This is a genomic window from Pseudomonas sp. IT-P218 (assembly GCF_949767605.1).
Classification (GTDB): Bacteria; Pseudomonadota; Gammaproteobacteria; order Pseudomonadales; family Pseudomonadaceae; genus Aquipseudomonas; species Aquipseudomonas putida_AE.
Map to the genome: position 1 here is coordinate 251,919 of NZ_CATKQQ010000011.1, position 14,978 is coordinate 266,896.

At 60.9% G+C, this 14,978-nt stretch carries 14 protein-coding genes; 4 read left to right on the forward strand and 10 right to left on the reverse strand.

Annotation, left to right across the window (positions count from 1 at the left end):
* Positions 1-119: 119 nt before the first annotated feature.
* A complete protein-coding gene (locus ACM6I6_RS07775; protein ID WP_274073954.1) occupies positions 120-995 on the reverse strand; it encodes a helix-turn-helix domain-containing protein in 876 nt (291 codons plus the stop codon).
* 138 nt (positions 996-1,133) lie between these two features.
* On the opposite strand from ACM6I6_RS07775, the gene ACM6I6_RS07780 reads away from it, so the two are divergent.
* A complete protein-coding gene (locus ACM6I6_RS07780; RefSeq protein WP_323605601.1) occupies positions 1,134-2,036 on the forward strand; it encodes a DMT family transporter in 903 nt (300 codons plus the stop codon).
* A gap of 9 nt (positions 2,037-2,045) precedes the next feature.
* On the opposite strand, the gene ACM6I6_RS07785 is transcribed toward ACM6I6_RS07780, so the two are convergent.
* Together ACM6I6_RS07785 and ACM6I6_RS07790 are read right to left on the reverse strand one after the other, a co-directional pair.
* The gene (locus ACM6I6_RS07785; protein WP_274073952.1) at positions 2,046-2,555 is read right to left on the reverse strand and encodes a DUF2165 domain-containing protein; all 510 of its coding nucleotides are present in this window, start codon (positions 2,553-2,555) and stop codon (positions 2,046-2,048) included.
* Positions 2,556-2,730: 175 nt separating this feature from the next.
* Positions 2,731-3,705 (reverse strand): D-glycerate dehydrogenase, encoded by a 975-nt coding sequence (locus ACM6I6_RS07790; protein ID WP_323605602.1) that lies wholly within the window; start codon positions 3,703-3,705, stop codon positions 2,731-2,733.
* A 199-nt stretch (positions 3,706-3,904) separates the two neighbouring features.
* Between ACM6I6_RS07790 and ACM6I6_RS07795 the strand changes: the two genes are divergently transcribed.
* Positions 3,905-4,162 (forward strand): hypothetical protein, encoded by a 258-nt coding sequence (locus ACM6I6_RS07795; RefSeq protein ID WP_274073950.1) that lies wholly within the window; start codon positions 3,905-3,907, stop codon positions 4,160-4,162.
* A gap of 32 nt (positions 4,163-4,194) precedes the next feature.
* Here ACM6I6_RS07795 and ACM6I6_RS07800 read toward each other — a convergent pair whose 3' ends face one another.
* On the reverse strand, positions 4,195-4,944 hold the full coding sequence (locus tag ACM6I6_RS07800; protein WP_323605603.1) for a YkgJ family cysteine cluster protein: 750 nt from the start codon (positions 4,942-4,944) through the stop codon (positions 4,195-4,197).
* Positions 4,945-5,031: 87 nt separating this feature from the next.
* The gene (gene norR, locus ACM6I6_RS07805; protein WP_274073948.1) at positions 5,032-6,594 is read right to left on the reverse strand and encodes a nitric oxide reductase transcriptional regulator NorR; all 1,563 of its coding nucleotides are present in this window, start codon (positions 6,592-6,594) and stop codon (positions 5,032-5,034) included.
* Between the two features lie 156 nt (positions 6,595-6,750).
* Between norR and hmpA the strand changes: the two genes are divergently transcribed.
* Complete coding sequence (hmpA, locus tag ACM6I6_RS07810; protein ID WP_414919697.1) at positions 6,751-7,932, forward strand: NO-inducible flavohemoprotein; 1,182 nt, start codon at positions 6,751-6,753, stop codon at positions 7,930-7,932.
* Positions 7,933-8,095: 163 nt separating this feature from the next.
* On the opposite strand, the gene ACM6I6_RS07815 is transcribed toward hmpA, so the two are convergent.
* The 5 genes from ACM6I6_RS07815 to ACM6I6_RS07835 all read right to left on the reverse strand — a co-directional run bounded on the left by ACM6I6_RS07815 (position 8,096) and on the right by ACM6I6_RS07835 (position 13,427).
* A complete protein-coding gene (locus ACM6I6_RS07815; protein ID WP_414919698.1) occupies positions 8,096-8,737 on the reverse strand; it encodes a helix-turn-helix transcriptional regulator in 642 nt (213 codons plus the stop codon).
* A 92-nt stretch (positions 8,738-8,829) separates the two neighbouring features.
* A complete protein-coding gene (locus ACM6I6_RS07820) occupies positions 8,830-9,957 on the reverse strand; it encodes an NAD(P)/FAD-dependent oxidoreductase (RefSeq protein WP_274073945.1) in 1,128 nt (375 codons plus the stop codon).
* A 144-nt stretch (positions 9,958-10,101) separates the two neighbouring features.
* Positions 10,102-11,046 carry an ornithine cyclodeaminase family protein gene (locus tag ACM6I6_RS07825; RefSeq protein ID WP_323605607.1) on the reverse strand — a complete coding sequence of 315 codons (945 nt, stop codon included), beginning with the start codon at positions 11,044-11,046 and terminating at the stop codon, positions 10,102-10,104.
* Between the two features lie 138 nt (positions 11,047-11,184).
* Positions 11,185-12,672, reverse strand: a complete 1,488-nt coding sequence (gene rhlB / locus ACM6I6_RS07830; RefSeq protein ID WP_274073943.1) for an ATP-dependent RNA helicase RhlB — start codon at positions 12,670-12,672, stop codon at positions 11,185-11,187.
* 98 nt (positions 12,673-12,770) lie between these two features.
* On the reverse strand, positions 12,771-13,427 hold the full coding sequence (locus ACM6I6_RS07835; protein WP_414919699.1) for an alpha/beta hydrolase: 657 nt from the start codon (positions 13,425-13,427) through the stop codon (positions 12,771-12,773).
* Positions 13,428-13,893: 466 nt separating this feature from the next.
* Between ACM6I6_RS07835 and ACM6I6_RS07840 the strand changes: the two genes are divergently transcribed.
* Positions 13,894-14,925: an amino acid ABC transporter substrate-binding protein gene (locus ACM6I6_RS07840; RefSeq protein WP_414919700.1), complete on the forward strand. Its 1,032-nt coding sequence runs from the start codon at positions 13,894-13,896 to the stop codon at positions 14,923-14,925.
* Positions 14,926-14,978: the final 53 nt, after the last annotated feature.

Here is a 14,978-nt window from a genome sequence, read left to right on the forward strand (position 1 = left end):
AGTGTTATCTATCCGGGTGTGGATGGATACTGTCAGAAATACTAGTATTTAATCGTATTCAATAGTGTTTAGAAATAAACAATTAGTTATTGTGTTGGGGATGAATATGAGGTTTCGATTTATTGTAAAAAAGCCTGTCGATACTCTCCAGGCGTTCCCCCCAATACCTGCCGAAATCGATTGGTGAAGTGACTAGCGCTGGCAAACCCGCACGCCAACGCAATCTCCCCCAACGGCTGCGAAGTTGAGCGCAACAATTCCCGCGCCCGGCTCAGTCGCCGCGCGAGCACATACTGATGCGGCGGCAACCCAAAGCTCTCACGAAACATCCGCGCAAAGTGATACTCCGACAGCGCACACAACGCAGCCAACTGCCCCAGGCTGATGGCCTCGGCCAACTGACTGTCGATGAACTCCACCAACTGCCGGCGCTGATGCGCAGCCAATCCGCCCTTGAGGCGCAAACCTTGACGAGTACCGACCTGGCTGAGCAGCGCATGGGCGAGCATCTCGTGGGCCAGGCTGCTGGTGAGCAGGCGTTCGCCCGGTTCGTGCCAATTGAGGGTGATCAACCGTCGAAAGCGCGCCGCCTGCTGCGGGTCATCGAGAAAGGTTTGCTCGCGCAACTGCATTTGCCGGGGCTCGCGATCAAGCAGGGTGACGCAGCCCAGGGCAAATTGCTCGGGGCTGAAATACAGGTGTGCCAGGCGAATGTCGCCGTTGATCACCCAGCCTGACTGATGCTCGGCCGGCAGGATGCACAGTTTGTCCGGGCCGCCCTTGGTGCCGGGCTGGTCACGGCGGAAGGTGCCGGTGCCGCCGGCGATGTAGCAGGACAAGGTGTGGTGACTCGGCGCTGCGTAGTCCTGGGCGTCGTGATGGTTGCTCCACAGGGCCGCAGCCATGCCGTCACCGAGCTCGGCGCTGTGCTCCAGGCGAGCATTGGGCGAGCGGTTGAGGGCTTGAAAGACTTGCAGGGTTTCCAGTGCGGGCATGATCGTTCTCTCCAACGCCTTGCATCCTACTCCGTAAGCGTTCGCCTGCCAGCCCGTCGCCGGACAAAAGCGCAAGATTATGCAAGTGCGGCGCATCGTGGCGCAGGACACTGGGCACCTAGCCGAGGAGCCTTTGTCATGAACCTTTCGTTGTACCTGCTGACTGTGTTGATCTGGGGCACCACCTGGATTGCCCTGAAATGGCAACTGGGCGTGGTGGCGATTCCCGTGTCCATTGTCTATCGCTTTGGTTTGGCGGCGCTGGTGCTGTTCGTGATCCTGTTGCTCAGCCGCCGCCTGCAAGTGATGAACCGCCGCGGGCATCTGATTTGCCTGGCGCAGGGGTTGTGCCTGTTCTGTGTCAACTTCATGTGTTTCCTCACCGCCAGCCAGTGGATCCCCAGCGGCCTGGTCGCCGTGGTGTTTTCCACGGCTACGCTGTGGAATGCGCTGAATGCACGGGTGTTCTTCGGCCAGAAAATCGCCCGCAATGTGCTGATGGGCGGCGCCTTGGGCTTGCTCGGCCTGGGCCTGTTGTTCTGGCCCGAGCTGGTCGGGCACACGGCCAGCCCGCAAACCTTGCTCGGCCTGGGCCTGGCCCTGTGCGGCACCTTGTGTTTCTCGGCGGGGAACATGCTGTCGAGCCTGCAGCAAAAAGCCGGGCTCAAGCCGCTGACGACCAATGCCTGGGGCATGGCCTACGGCGCGGCGATGTTGTGTGCCTGGTGCCTGGCCAAGGGCATTGCCTTCGACATGGAATGGAACGCACGCTACATCGGCTCGCTGTTGTACCTGGTGATCCCCGGTTCGGTCATTGGGTTCACCGCTTACCTGACCCTGGTCGGGCGCATGGGCCCCGAGCGCGCCGCCTATTGCACCGTACTGTTTCCGGTGGTGGCGCTGAATGTCTCGGCGTTTGCCGAAGGCTACCAATGGACCCCTCCGGCGCTCGTGGGCCTGATGATGGTCATGCTGGGCAACGTGCTGGTGTTTCGCAAGCCCAGGGCGAGCGCCAGCGCCGTGCCGGGAAAGCTGGCTTGAGCAGGCTGTTCAATTGTCTTTTACGGCGGTGAGATAAATCAGGGCAAGAAACATGTATTCAATGTTTCTTTGTGCCCAATCATTGGCATTACGTTGAGTAGAGTACTCCAGGTCAAACCACTCATTGAGTATGGTGACGTATAGAAGTTGGTAAACAATGATGCCTGTCACGAGGCCAGCGATCGCGAATTTTTTTGCTTCGTGAAACTCTTGGCGTGGAGCATCGACTTTTCGGTAAAGCTGATAAGTTCCCGCCATGCAGCTGAAAGTGAAAATGGTCTCCAGCGAAATGATCGCCCAGTAAAATCGATGATGAAACATGTTGGAGGTGATTGCCCTGTAGCGTCGGGAATCGTTGCCCTCGGTATTGCTCATGCTGATGATGTGCCCGATATAGTCGGCGTATGCCGCATAGTCGGTGACATTGTTGATGAGCGTCATCAGTCCGAACAATGCCGCTGTCAAAACAATCAGTATTTTGCTCCGCCTTATCACACAGATGGTGGTTAGTTTATTCATGGGGGTATTCTCCGAGTGCACGTTTGGTGCTCTTTTAATCGCTCGGAGTTTATAACTGTTCAGACAAGTTCGGCCGGAGACTGCATTGCAAGTTATGTCGTCTTTCAATAGCAATTCAGCGTTTTTTAATGTTGCGCAAAGTGGCACGTCCAGCCAGAGACGTGCCATCGTTCAATCAGCCTTTCCAAACCTGCGGGTTGACCAGATCTTGTGGGCGCTCGCCCAGCAAGGCACTGCGCAGGTTCGCCAGGGCACGGTTGGCCATGGCGTCGCGGGTTTCATGGGTGGCCGAACCGATATGCGGCAAGGTCACGGCGTTTTTCAGTTGAAACAGTGGTGATTCGGCCAGCGGTTCTTTTTCATACACATCCAGCCCGGCGCCGCGGATGCGGTTGTTTTGCAGCGCCTCGATCAGTGCCGGTTCATCTACCACCGGACCACGGGCAATGTTCACCAGGATCGCGCTCGGCTTCATCAGGGCCAGTTCGCGATGGCTGATGAGGTGCCTGGTTTTCTCGCTGAGCGGGACCACCAGGACGACGAAGTCGGCTTCAGCCAACAGCTCGTCCAGGCTGCGCATCTGCGCGCCGAGCTCCTGTTCCAGCGAAGTCTTGCGGCTGTTGCCGCTGTAGATGACCGGCATGTTGAAGCCCAGGCGACCCCGGCGCGCGATGGCCGCGCCGATATTGCCCATGCCGACGATGCCCAGGGTCTTGCCGTGGACGTCGCAGCCGAACAGCGGGGTACCGACGCTGGCTTGCCATTGACCTGCCTTGGTCCAGGCGTCGAGTTCGGCGACGCGGCGCGCACTGCTCATCAACAAGGCGAAGGCCAGGTCGGCGGTGCTTTCAGTGAGCACGTCCGGCGTGTTGGTGAGCATGATCCCGCGCTCGTTGAAATAGGCCACGTCATAATTGTCATAGCCCACCGAGACGCTGGACACGACTTCCAGCCGGGCGGCGTTTTCCAGTTGTGCGCGACCCAGCTTGCGACCGACCCCGATCAAGCCGTGGGCATGGGGCAGGGCTTCGTTGAACTGGGCGTTGATGTCGCCCTTTTTCGGGTTCGGCACGATGACGTCGAAGTCTTGTTGCAGGCGTTCAACCATTTCTGGCGTGACGCGGCTGAAGGCGAGGACGGTCTTTTTCATGGGCAAAGGGCTCTTCGGGCGCAGGAGAATGGGTGGAAAGCTACAAGCTTCAAGCGCCAGGCCGCAAGTTAAAAGCTACCCGCAGCGCTTTTAACTTGACGCTTGCAGCTTGGAGCTTGCAGCTGCCATTCCGCTATACTGTCGTCTTTCGCGGCCCGCTGACCGGGCCCGACACAGTGTGCATCACCCGGAGCTTTTCATGACTTCCCCGAAACAACCGCCGGTAGCCGACGCCTTGGGCGCCGAACAGGCAGAGCTGCCAGGCAGCGTCGACTCCAGCGCTGACAGCGAGACCAAACCCGCTATCCCGGCGTTCAAGTTCCCATTCAAGCCGGGTGAGCTGCAGGCCAACAAGGACGCCAGCCAGCCGTGGTACAAGAATGGCGCCAAGAATGGCCACACCAAGACGCCGGGGATGGCGCCTCCGGGTACACGCCGTTCGATGGGCAAGCGTTAGGTTTCAGGTTTATCCAGCGGGCCTTCGTGGCATCAAGCCGCCCGCAATGAAATAAACGCGTAGTCGGCGGGTGGCTCAGTCACCACCTGCGCACCCGCCGCCATTACGCGCCCCGCGATATCGTCCCCCGACACATGAAACTGCCACTCACTTTCCCAGACCGGTAACGTCTGCCCGGCCAATTCGTCGATGATCGTTGCAAACTCGGTCATGTCCGGCAGGTAAGCGGTAAACCCGTCGCCCTTGAGGGCCGTCGTACGAATCCCCAATAACGCGCAAATCGCATCCTTGATGTGGATGTCGTCGCGATCCGCCTGGCGGGAGCGCTGGATAAGTTGCGCCAGTTCCGGGTCCACCAGTTGGCCACCCACAATCAGCTGCGGCCCTGTTTCCCACGATTGCGGCGGGCATTCCTTGGCGGCGATGTTCAGGGGAATGTGCGGATTGATCTCCATCGGATAGATGCGGCACACCAGCGGCCGGCGCTCATAGATGCGGCACAGGTTGTCCTGGTCCAGATGGCGGCAGGCACCGGTGCTATAGGCGGCAAAAGTGATGGCAACGTAAACCTCGCAGGCGCCGCTGCGCACCAGCGCCGAGCGCGCTTCGGCATGCTCGCGTTGCTGCGCCGACAGGCCCAGGCCATTACTCAGGAAGGCTTCCACCAGCACGATCACCTGGCCACCGTCAGCCGCCCACATCCGGGCTTCGGGCAGGGTCAGGGGTACGTGGTGGTCATTGCAGCATTTGCCACAGCCTACACAGGAAAACGTCGTATTCATTGAGCGGTCAGTCGCATCCGAGGGCAGTCAGCGGCGTCGGAATGTCGCCGCGAAGGTTGCTGTGGAAGCAAGTTATGCGCCACGGTGCTATTTCATCCCCAGGCGCTTGGCCATCCGCCCGAGATTGGCCCGGTCCAGGCCCAGCTCCCGGGCAGCGCTCGCCCAGTTGTGATGGTGGCGCTCCAGGCAGGCGCCGATCAATTGGCGCTGGTAACGCTCGGTGGCTTCGCGCAAATCTCCCGTCACCGATTCGACGTCGACAACAGCGGGTTGCTCGGCGCTGACTTCGACGCCGGCTTCGACACGGGCATGGGGCAGGTCGAGGTCGGCGGCACTCAAACTGAGGATCTTCGGGCGATCCTTGCAGTTACCCAACGCCTTCAATGCACTGCGGCCGATCAGGTGTTCCAGCTCGCGCACATTGCCGGGCCAGTCGTAGGCCAGCAACGCCGCTTGAGCGTCGGTGCTCAGGCGCAGGCTGTTGAGGCCCATGCGCGAGCGGTTCTGCTCGAGGAAAAAACCGCTGAGCAGCAACACATCCCGCCCGCGATCCCGCAGCGCCGGGACCAGCAGGGGATAGACACTGAGGCGGTGATAGAAGTCGGCGCGGTAACGGCCACTGCGCACTTCCTCGGCCAGGTCGCGGTTGGTCGCCGCGATCAGTCGCACGTCGACCTGATGCTCCTTGTCCGAACCCAGTCGCTGCAGCTGGCCGCTTTGCAGCACCCGCAGCAGTTTGGCCTGCACCGTCAGCGACAGTTCGCCGACTTCATCGAGAAACAGCGTGCCGCCGTTGGCCAGTTCAAACTTGCCACGGCGATCATTCAGCGCCCCGGTAAAGGCGCCGCGGACATGCCCGAACAGTTCGCTCTCCACCAGCGTATCGGGCAACGCCGCGCAGTTGAGGCTGATGATCGGTTTGTCGGCGCGAGGCGAGGCGGCATGGATGGCCTGGGCCACCAGCTCCTTGCCGACCCCGGTTTCCCCGGTGATCAGCACCGTCAGATCGCTACCGCCCACCAGGTCGATCTCTTCCACCAGGCGTTTGTGCGCCTTGCTCTGGCCGATCATCTCGCGGTGTTGCTGGCCGCTGGCCTGGCGGTAGACCTCGGCGCGCTGGTGTTCGTCTTCGACTCGGTTGTTCAACCGCTCGATGCGTTCGGCGGCGTTGACGGTGGCCGCGGCGAGGCTGGCGAAGGCTTCCAGGGCATCCAGCTCGACCGGTTCGAACTGTTCCGGATTGAGCGCGTCGAGGGTCAGCAGGCCCCACGGCCGCTCGTCGATGAACAGCGGGCAGCCCATGCAATCGTGGACTTCCAGGTGATCATCGAGACCATCGACCAAGCCGTCATAGGGGTCAGGCAGGTCGCTGTCAGCGGCGAACCGGGTGGGACCGGTGCTGCCGAGCAGGGCCTGGAAACGCGGGTGCTCGCTGACTTTGAAGCGCCGACCGAGGGTGTCGGTGCTCAACCCGTCGACGGCCAGCGGCACCAGCCATTCGCCATCGAGGCGCAGCAGGGCGGCCGCGTCGCACGGGAGCAGGGCACGCATGGCTTCCAGCAGGCGCCGATAGCGCTCGCCTTCGGGGAGTTCACGGGACAGGTCGGAGACCAGGGGCAGCAGGGCGGTTAACAGGGATTTTGCAGTCATAGTGACTCCATGTAGTCGATGTGACTATAGATCACGCTGTGTCGATATGACTACTGTGTCATTAACTCATTGATTTATATGGTTTTAATTCTTGGCACGGAAACTGATAAGCATAGGGCAACTGTTAAGAAACCCTCGTTGCCCAGGAGTCACTCTATGCTCAGCGTTCAAGACCGTGCCATCGTCAAATCCACTGTGCCGCTGCTGGAAAGCGGTGGTGAAGCGTTGATCACCCACTTCTATCGCATGATGTTGTCCGAGTATCCAGAAGTGCGTCCGTTGTTCAACCAGGCCCACCAGGCTTCCGGCGACCAGCCGCGCGCCCTGGCCAATGGTGTGTTGATGTACGCCCGCCACATCGATCAGCTCGACCAGCTGGGCGACCTGGTGGCCAAGATCATCAACAAGCACGTGGCCCTGCAGATTCTGCCGGAACACTACCCGATTGTCGGCAAGTGCCTGTTGCGTGCAATCGCCGAAGTGCTGGGCGAAGAGATCGCCACCCCGGAGGTGATCGCGGCATGGGCGGCGGCCTACGGGCAACTGGCGGACATTCTGATCGGTGCCGAAAAAAGCATCTACGACCAGAAAGAGCAGGCACCGGGTGGCTGGCGCGGGGCGCGGGAATTCATCGTGGTGGCCAAGGTCGAGGAGAGTGCGGAAATCACCTCCTTCTATTTCGAACCGGCCGACAAAGGCCAGATTCTGGCGGCCGAACCCGGTCAGTACATCGGCATGAAACTGATCCTCGATGGCGAAGAGATCCGTCGCAACTATTCGTTGTCGGCCTTGGCGAACAAGGGCCAGTACCGCATCAGCGTCAAGCGTGAAACCGGTGGTCGGGCCTCCAATCATTTGCACGATCAACTGCAGGTAGGGGCGAGCATCCAGTTGTTCCCGCCATCGGGCGAGTTCACCCTGAGCGCCAGCGACAAGCCGCTGGTGCTGATCAGCGGCGGTGTCGGCATCACCCCGACCCTGGCGATGCTGGAAGCAGCGTTGCAAACCGAGCGGCCGGTGCACTTTATCCACTGCGCGCGCAATGGCAGCGTCCACGCCTTCCGCGACTGGATCGACGGGCTGGCCGAGCGTCATCCGCAACTCAAGCGTTTCTACTGCTATGCCGAGGATGACGGCGTCAGCCCGGCGGCGCACAAGGTCGGGATGTTGAGCCAGGAACAACTGGCCGCCTGGTTGCCCGAAGAGCGCGACCTGGACGCTTACTTCCTCGGGCCGAAGGGCTTCATGGCGGCGGTCAAGCGTCACCTCAAGGCGTTGGGTGTGCCAGAGAAGCAGAGCCGTTACGAGTTCTTCGGCCCGGCTTCCGCCTTGGAGTAAACATCGCTCTCTCTGTAGGAGCCGGCTTGCTGGCGATGCAGGCACCGCGGACTGTCAGGAACCGTGGTGATGCGATCGCCAGCAAGCCGGCTCCTACAGGCGATGCGGGCGCCGCGGTCTATCAGGAAAACCCGGGTGATGCGATCGCCGGCAAGGTATGGTTTCAGCCTTTGAGTTCCTTCAGGTGCTTGTACACCGTCGCCCGCCCCATGTTCAGCACATTGGCCACATAGTTGGAGGCGCTTTTGCCCTTGAAGGCGCCTTCGGCGTGCAGGGCCAGCACCAGTTCGCGTTTGTGATCGCGGGTCAACAGGTTCAGGCTCAGCTGGCGTTCGCGCAGCCAGGCGTGGAGGAAGGTATTGATCCGCTCCTGCCAGTCATCGCGGAATAGTGAATCCGGCTGAGGAATCAGCTTGGTCGGCGACAGGAACAGGTCCAGCGCGGCCTTGGCATTCTCGAACAGCGAAATATTCAGGTTGATGCACAGCACTGCCAGCGGGAGTCCCTCACGGTCGCGCAGCACGGTGCTGAGGCTGCGGATCTTCTGACCATCCCAATTGAGCTTTTCGTACGGCCCGATGTTGCGTTCGCCGACATCGTCGCCGAGCATGTCATCCAGCGCCGAATCGTCACCGATTTCCCGTTTCGACAGGTTGTTGGCGATGTAGTCGACCTTTTGCGTGCGCAGGTCGTGCAGCACTACTTCGGCGTGGGGAAAAAACAGCGTGGCGATGGCATCGGCAATCGCCCGGAAGTTATCCAGGGACGTGTCGTTCAGGGCAGGATCTTGTGCAGGTGCGTTCATACAATGGGGCTCCGGGGCAGCTTCAGCGCCCCGTGATTCAGGACGCTGAAAGTGTGCCGCAATCGAGTCGGCGCGTCACCTGAGGACAATAGTCAGCCCAGGCGGGCAGGGGACAGCATGCCGGCGTTCAGACCGAAACGGCTGAGGGTTTCGGGCAGGGCTTCACCGCGCACGAGCGCAGCACTGGCCTGGCCCATGGCCGGTGAGGTCTGGATGCCGTAACCGCCTTGTGCCGCCACCCAGAACAGCCCCGGCACCTGCGGATCGAAACCGGACAGCAAGTCGCCGTCGCTGACGAAACTGCGCAGGCCGGCCCAGGTTCGGGTCGGGCGGCGGATGGTCAGGGTGGTGGCTTCCTCGATCTGGTAGATGCCCATGGCGATGTCCAGTTCTTCGGGCTGCACGTCGTGAGGTTCCACCGGGTCGGCGTTGGCCGGCGAGCCGAGGAACATGCCGGCGTCGGGTTTCATGTAGAAGGATTCGTCGAGGCTGACCAGCATCGGCCAATGGTGGATGTCCACGCCTTCGGGGCCGGCAAAGATGAAGGCCGCGCGGCGCTTGGGTTGCAGGCCCAGCGGCCGGGCGCCGGCCATTTCGCCGATCTTGTCGGCCCAGGCGCCGGCGGCGTTGATGATCACCGGCGCGCTGAAGGTCTGGTCCTTGGTTTGCACCTGCCACAGGCCTGCGCCATCACGGGTCAGGCTCAGGACTTCGCTGTCGGTATGGACTTCGCCCTGGTTACGGCGGATTCCCCGCAGGTAACCCTGATGCAGGGCATCGGTGTCGATGTCGCTGGCGGTCGGATCGTAGATCGCACCGTGGACTTTTTCCCGGCGCAGGATCGGCACGAGCGCGCAGGCTTCGTCGGCGCTGAGTAACTGCATTTGCGGCACAGTGGCTTTGGCACTCAGGTATTGGTTGTTCAGTTCGGCCGGGTCACCGGTCAAGTCCACGGTCATTTCGCCGCGTGGGGTCAGCAGCGGGTGTTCGCAGAAACCGGTCGGAGGGGCGTCGAAGAAATCCCGGCTGGCCTGGGTCAGCGCCCGCACTTGCGGGGTGCCGTAGGCGGCGGTGTACAGCGCGGCCGAACGGCCGGTGGAGTGATAGGCCGGATGGGATTCGCGTTCGAGCACGATGACGCGTGCGTGCTGCGACAGCCAGAAACCGGTGGAAGCGCCGGCTATCCCGCCGCCGATGATGATGAAGTCTGCCTGGCTCATGAATGTCTCCTGTGAAACACAAATGCCGAAGGTTCGATGATCCCTGTAGGAGCCGGCTTGCTGGCGATGCAGGCGCCGCGGTCTGTCAGGAAAACCGAGGTGATGCGATCGCCAGCAAGCCGGCTCCTACAGGGATGTGTGGTGTCAGGGGTGCAGGCGGTAGATGGCATTGGCCAGCGCAATGTCTTCCAGGCCCAGGCCGATGGAGCGGAAAAACACATGACGGTCGTAGCCGGGGCGCTGCACTTTCTCGCTGAGCAGGTCGGGCAAGTCGCCGACAATCGCCTTGTTATCCCAGCCATGCTGTTCGCCGGCAATCAGCATTTCACCCGCCGAGCCCGGGGTGGTCACACGGTAGTCGCAGAATACCTGCATGTCGTTGAGGCTCAGCGGCGGTACTTCGTGGGCGCGCGGGGCGTTGGTGCTGATCGAGGTGATCAGCGCCGGTTTGCGCAAGCTCGACGGATCGATCACGGGCCCTGCGGACGAGGTGCACAGCATGATCACGTCGGCGTCCTGAACGGCAGTCTCGCGATTGTCGACGATGTTCAGGCGTGGCTCGATGTTTTTCAGCAGGCTCACCGTTTCAGCATCTTCGCTCAGGCTTGGCGAGTACAGGCTGATGTTCTGCCATTCGCGCAGACCTTTAACGTAATGCAGGTGCGCCTGGGCCACTTTGCCGCTGCCGATGATTGCCAGGCGACTCGCTGTGAGCGGCGCGAGGGCATCGACCGCCACCGCCGTGGTCGCGGCCGTACGGGCAGTGGTCAGTTCGCCAGCATCACACAACAACAGCGGCTGGCCGGTCTGCATCGACATCAGCAAGGTCCACGCGGTCACCAGCGGCCCTTGCTCGCCCACGATGTAGGGCGAGGTCTTGACCCCGTACACGCCCTCTTCGGCCAGCACGCCCAGGTAGTTGATGAAGTCGCCGGCACCCCGGGGAAATTCCACCAGTTGCTGTGCCGGTTGCACGGCTTGCCCGGCAGCCAGGTCGCGGAACAGTTTGCGCAGGATCTGCGGCACGTCGACCTGGGCCAGCAACTCGCGGGCCTGGGATTGGTTGATCACGTAGGGGGTGCTGGCCATGGTGGCTCCGTGAGTGGCGAGTAAACTATTTTGTCCATTATGGACTTTTAGTTATCGCGAGCAAGCGCCTGTTGAAAAAACCAGACGAAAAAAAAGCGCAGTCCGTTTCCGGCTGCGCCTTTTCCTGCAAGTCGCCCGTTACGGCCGCTTGCGCTCAACCGCCCGCAATAGATGCGTCGGTGGGGTTTCACAGCTGATCTTGCGACCGAGTTTTTCTTCGATGGCCGGCAGCTGGTAGGAGTCGTCTTCACCGGCAAAACTGATGGACACTCCATCGGCGCCAGCGCGACCGGTACGGCCGATGCGGTGCACGTAGTCGTCCGGGACTTCCGGCAACGTGAAGTTGATCACGTGGCTGATGCCGTCGATGTGGATGCCGCGACCGGCCACGTCGGTGGCGACCAGCACGCGGATCTTGCCTTCACGAAAGCCTTCCAGGGTCTTGATGCGCTTGTGCTGCGGCACGTCGCCGGACAGCTGCGCGGCGTTGACGCCATCGCGCACCAGGCGTTCTTCGATGCGCCGCACTTCATCCTTGCGGTTGGCGAAGACGATGACCCGCTCCCAGCCGTTGTCGCTGACCAGGTTGTAGAGCAGTTTGTATTTGTCGGCACCGGCTACGGCGTAGATGTGCTGTTCGACGTTTTCGCTGGCCACGTTCTGCGACTCGATCTCGACGATGGCCGGGTCGGTGGTCCATTGCTTGGCCAGGTTCATCACGTCTTCGGTGAAGGTCGCCGAGAACAGCAGGGTTTGACGCTCGTTCTTCGGCGGCGTCTGGCGAATGATCTGGCGTACCTGGGGGATGAAGCCCATGTCGAGCATGCGGTCGGCTTCGTCCAGCACCATGACTTCGACCATGTCCAGATGCACGTCGCCGCGCTGGTTGAAGTCCAGCAGGCGGCCCGGCGTGGCCACGAGGATGTCGCAGTGGCGGGCTTCGAGGTGCTTGAGTTGCTTGTCGAAGTCCATGCCGCCGACGAACGTCATGACGTTGAGGCCGGTGTACTTGGTCAGGTCAGCGGCGTCCTTGGCGATCTGCACCACCAGTTCGCGAGTCGGGGCGATGATCAGTGCGCGCGGCTCACCCATGTAGCGCTCTTTCGGCGGCGGGGTCTGCAGCAGCTGGGTGATGATCGAGATCAGGAACGCCGCGGTCTTGCCGGTACCGGTCTGCGCCCGGCCGATGGCGTCTTTGCCGGCGAGGGTGAAGCCCAGCACCTGGGCCTGGATCGGCGTGCAATACGGGAAGCCCAGGTCCTGGATGGCGTGCATCAGTTCGGGGGCGAGTTTGAAGTCGTGGAAGCGGGTCTTGCCTTCCTGGGGTTCGACGACGAAGTCTTCGAGTTTCCAGGGAATCACCGGCGCCTTGGGCTTGGGTTCGCGGCGTGGTTTGGCGGGTTTTGGCGCTTCGCTGCGCGGTTGCTCGGCGGCGGTTTGCACAACGGGCTCGGCGACCGCTGCGCTCTTTGGCTCGTGTTTCGGTGCCGCTACCGGGGCGGCCCGACCAGACTGATGACCGTCGGTGCGGTGGCTGGATGTGTGAGACGGAGCGCTGGGGACTGGCGCGAGTTGCTCAGTCTCGCTTTTACCGAACATTTTCTTGAGTGCTTTGAGCACGGTCATCTCATCAATTGGTTAAGGAATGTACGCCGGCCAGTGTAATGCAAGAATCGGGCGCGGCGTAGAGGGATGGATCAAAGGGCGTTTTTAAACATCGATGTTTAGCGCAAACGCTCGGTCAGCCACACGCCGATGTCGCGAATCTCCTCGGGTAACACTTCGTGCCCCATTGGGTATTCCTGCCATGTCACGGTGACACCACGCTGCTTCAGATGCTCGTAGGCGCTACGGCCCATCGAGTTCTGCACCACGTCATCGTACTGGCCATGCAACGACAGCACCGGAATGCGCTGCTGGCTGGCGGACAGTTCCAGGTCATCGCTGAAGGTCGGTGCATAGGTAGAGAGGGCAAGTACGCCACCCAGGGGGCCCTGCCATTTCAGAAACGCGGTGTGTAGAACCACGGCGCCGCCCTGGGAAAAGCCGGCCAGGAAAATTCGCGAGGCGTCTATTCCGATGGCTCGCTGCACGTCGATCAAATTAACGATCCTCTGCGAGGACTCTTCCAGCTGTTCGCGATTGATCGCGCGCGCCGGGCTCATGGCCAATATGTCGTACCAGCTCGGCATCTCGTAGCCACCATTGATGGTGACGGCACAGGTCGGTGCCTGAGGGAAAACGAAGCGCGTGGTCAGCAGGTTTTCCTGCAACGCTTCGGCCACCGGCAGGAAGTCGTAGCGGTCGGCGCCAAGGCCGTGGAGCCAGATGACGCAGGCATCTGCGGGCTTGATAGGTTCAAGAATCAAGGGCTCGGTCATGGTTGCTCCAATTTTGTGCGGGCGCTCTCATTGAGTGCGAGGTCTGAGGGCGCCTCTGGTTGATCAGTTACGAAGATGTCGCAAGGTTACAAGTTTTGCTATTGACCTGTCGCTTAACCGCTTTAGCAGCCGGTGTGGTACGGGCTTTGCTATGGGGAAGCGGTGCAACTCATCTCGCGCCTGGCGGTAACACTATCAGTGTACGACTGGCCGCGGGATAGCAAAAATCCGGTAATGGATGTTCGCCAGTGGCCGCTACGGGCTTCGCGAACGAGAAAGGGCTACAGCCCGTTCGGCCGATTGGTGAGAAGTGAGTTGTCCATTATGTGGATTTTCTCCTACTAGACTCATGGCTACGGTCCTACGTCGGTTGACCCTAAAAAAAGCCAACACGGGTCACCACCGCCTCAAAAGGGTGCGACTGGACTCACGCTCCGACACAACAAGAGCAAAACTGGAGGTTTGAATGAAGATGTTGAAATCCACCCTGGCAGTCGTGACTGCAGCCGCGGTACTCGGTGTCAGTGGGTTCGCTCAGGCGGGCGCGACCCTGGATGCAGTGCAGAAAAAAGGTTTCGTACAGTGCGGCGTCAGCGATGGCCTGCCTGGCTTCTCGGTTCCGGATGCTACCGGCAAGATCGTCGGCATCGACGCTGATTACTGCCGTGCCGTGGCCGCTGCCGTGTTCGGCGACGCGACCAAGGTCAAGTTCAGTCAGTTGAACGCCAAGGAGCGCTTCACTGCGCTGCAGTCCGGCGAAATCGACATCCTGTCGCGCAACACCACCATGACCAGCTCCCGTGACGCGGGCATGGGCCTGAAATTCCCGGGTTTCATTACCTACTACGACGGCATCGGCTTCCTGGTCAACAATAAGCTCGGCGTCAAGAGCGCCAAGGAACTGGACGGTGCAACCATCTGCATCCAGGCCGGTACCACCACCGAACTGAACGTTTCCGACTACTTCCGCGGCAACGGCCTGAAATACACCCCGATCACTTTCGACACCTCCGACGAGAGCGCCAAGTCGCTGGAATCCGGTCGTTGCGACGTACTGACCTCCGACAAGTCCCAACTGTTCGCCCAGCGCAGCAAGCTGGCTGCGCCTGCGGACTATGTGGTTCTGCCGGAAACCATTTCCAAGGAACCTCTGGGCCCGGTCGTGCGTAATGGCGACGACGAGTGGCTGGCCATCGTGCGCTGGGTTGGCTACGCCATGCTCAACGCTGAAGAAGCCGGCATCACTTCGAAGAACGTCGAAGCCGAAGCCAAGGGCACCAAGAACCCTGACGTTGCCCGTCTGCTGGGTACCGACGGCGAATACGGCAAAGACCTGAAAGTGAAGAAAGACTGGGTCGTGCAGGTCGTCAAGCAAGTGGGTAACTACGGCGAAGTGTTCGAGAAAAACCTCGGCAAGAGCACTCCACTGGAAATCGACCGCGGGCTGAACGCCCTGTGGAACGCTGGCGGCATTCAATACGCACCACCAGTGCGCTGATGGTTCTATCACCCGGCGGGCCAACCGCCGGGTGATGTTCTGTTCCATTCTTT

What these genes read in the sequence shown, in the direction of transcription:
- ACM6I6_RS07775 (WP_274073954.1), bottom strand. Translation starts at nt 995, where the DNA reads ATGCCCGCACTGGAAACCCTGCAAGTCTTTCAAGCCCTCAACCGCTCG.
- ACM6I6_RS07815 (WP_414919698.1), bottom strand. Translation starts at nt 8,737, where the DNA reads ATGAACGCACCTGCACAAGATCCTGCCCTGAACGACACGTCCCTGGAT.
- ACM6I6_RS07835 (WP_414919699.1), bottom strand. Translation starts at nt 13,427, where the DNA reads ATGACCGAGCCCTTGATTCTTGAACCTATCAAGCCCGCAGATGCCTGC.
- rhlB (WP_274073943.1), bottom strand. Translation starts at nt 12,672, where the DNA reads ATGACCGTGCTCAAAGCACTCAAGAAAATGTTCGGTAAAAGCGAGACT.
- ACM6I6_RS07795 (WP_274073950.1), top strand. Translation starts at nt 3,905, where the DNA reads ATGACTTCCCCGAAACAACCGCCGGTAGCCGACGCCTTGGGCGCCGAA.
- ACM6I6_RS07840 (WP_414919700.1), top strand. Translation starts at nt 13,894, where the DNA reads ATGAAGATGTTGAAATCCACCCTGGCAGTCGTGACTGCAGCCGCGGTA.
- ACM6I6_RS07785 (WP_274073952.1), bottom strand. Translation starts at nt 2,555, where the DNA reads ATGAATAAACTAACCACCATCTGTGTGATAAGGCGGAGCAAAATACTG.
- ACM6I6_RS07790 (WP_323605602.1), bottom strand. Translation starts at nt 3,705, where the DNA reads ATGAAAAAGACCGTCCTCGCCTTCAGCCGCGTCACGCCAGAAATGGTT.
- norR (WP_274073948.1), bottom strand. Translation starts at nt 6,594, where the DNA reads ATGACTGCAAAATCCCTGTTAACCGCCCTGCTGCCCCTGGTCTCCGAC.
- hmpA (WP_414919697.1), top strand. Translation starts at nt 6,751, where the DNA reads ATGCTCAGCGTTCAAGACCGTGCCATCGTCAAATCCACTGTGCCGCTG.
- ACM6I6_RS07820 (WP_274073945.1), bottom strand. Translation starts at nt 9,957, where the DNA reads ATGAGCCAGGCAGACTTCATCATCATCGGCGGCGGGATAGCCGGCGCT.
- ACM6I6_RS07825 (WP_323605607.1), bottom strand. Translation starts at nt 11,046, where the DNA reads ATGGCCAGCACCCCCTACGTGATCAACCAATCCCAGGCCCGCGAGTTG.
- ACM6I6_RS07780 (WP_323605601.1), top strand. Translation starts at nt 1,134, where the DNA reads ATGAACCTTTCGTTGTACCTGCTGACTGTGTTGATCTGGGGCACCACC.
- ACM6I6_RS07800 (WP_323605603.1), bottom strand. Translation starts at nt 4,944, where the DNA reads ATGAATACGACGTTTTCCTGTGTAGGCTGTGGCAAATGCTGCAATGAC.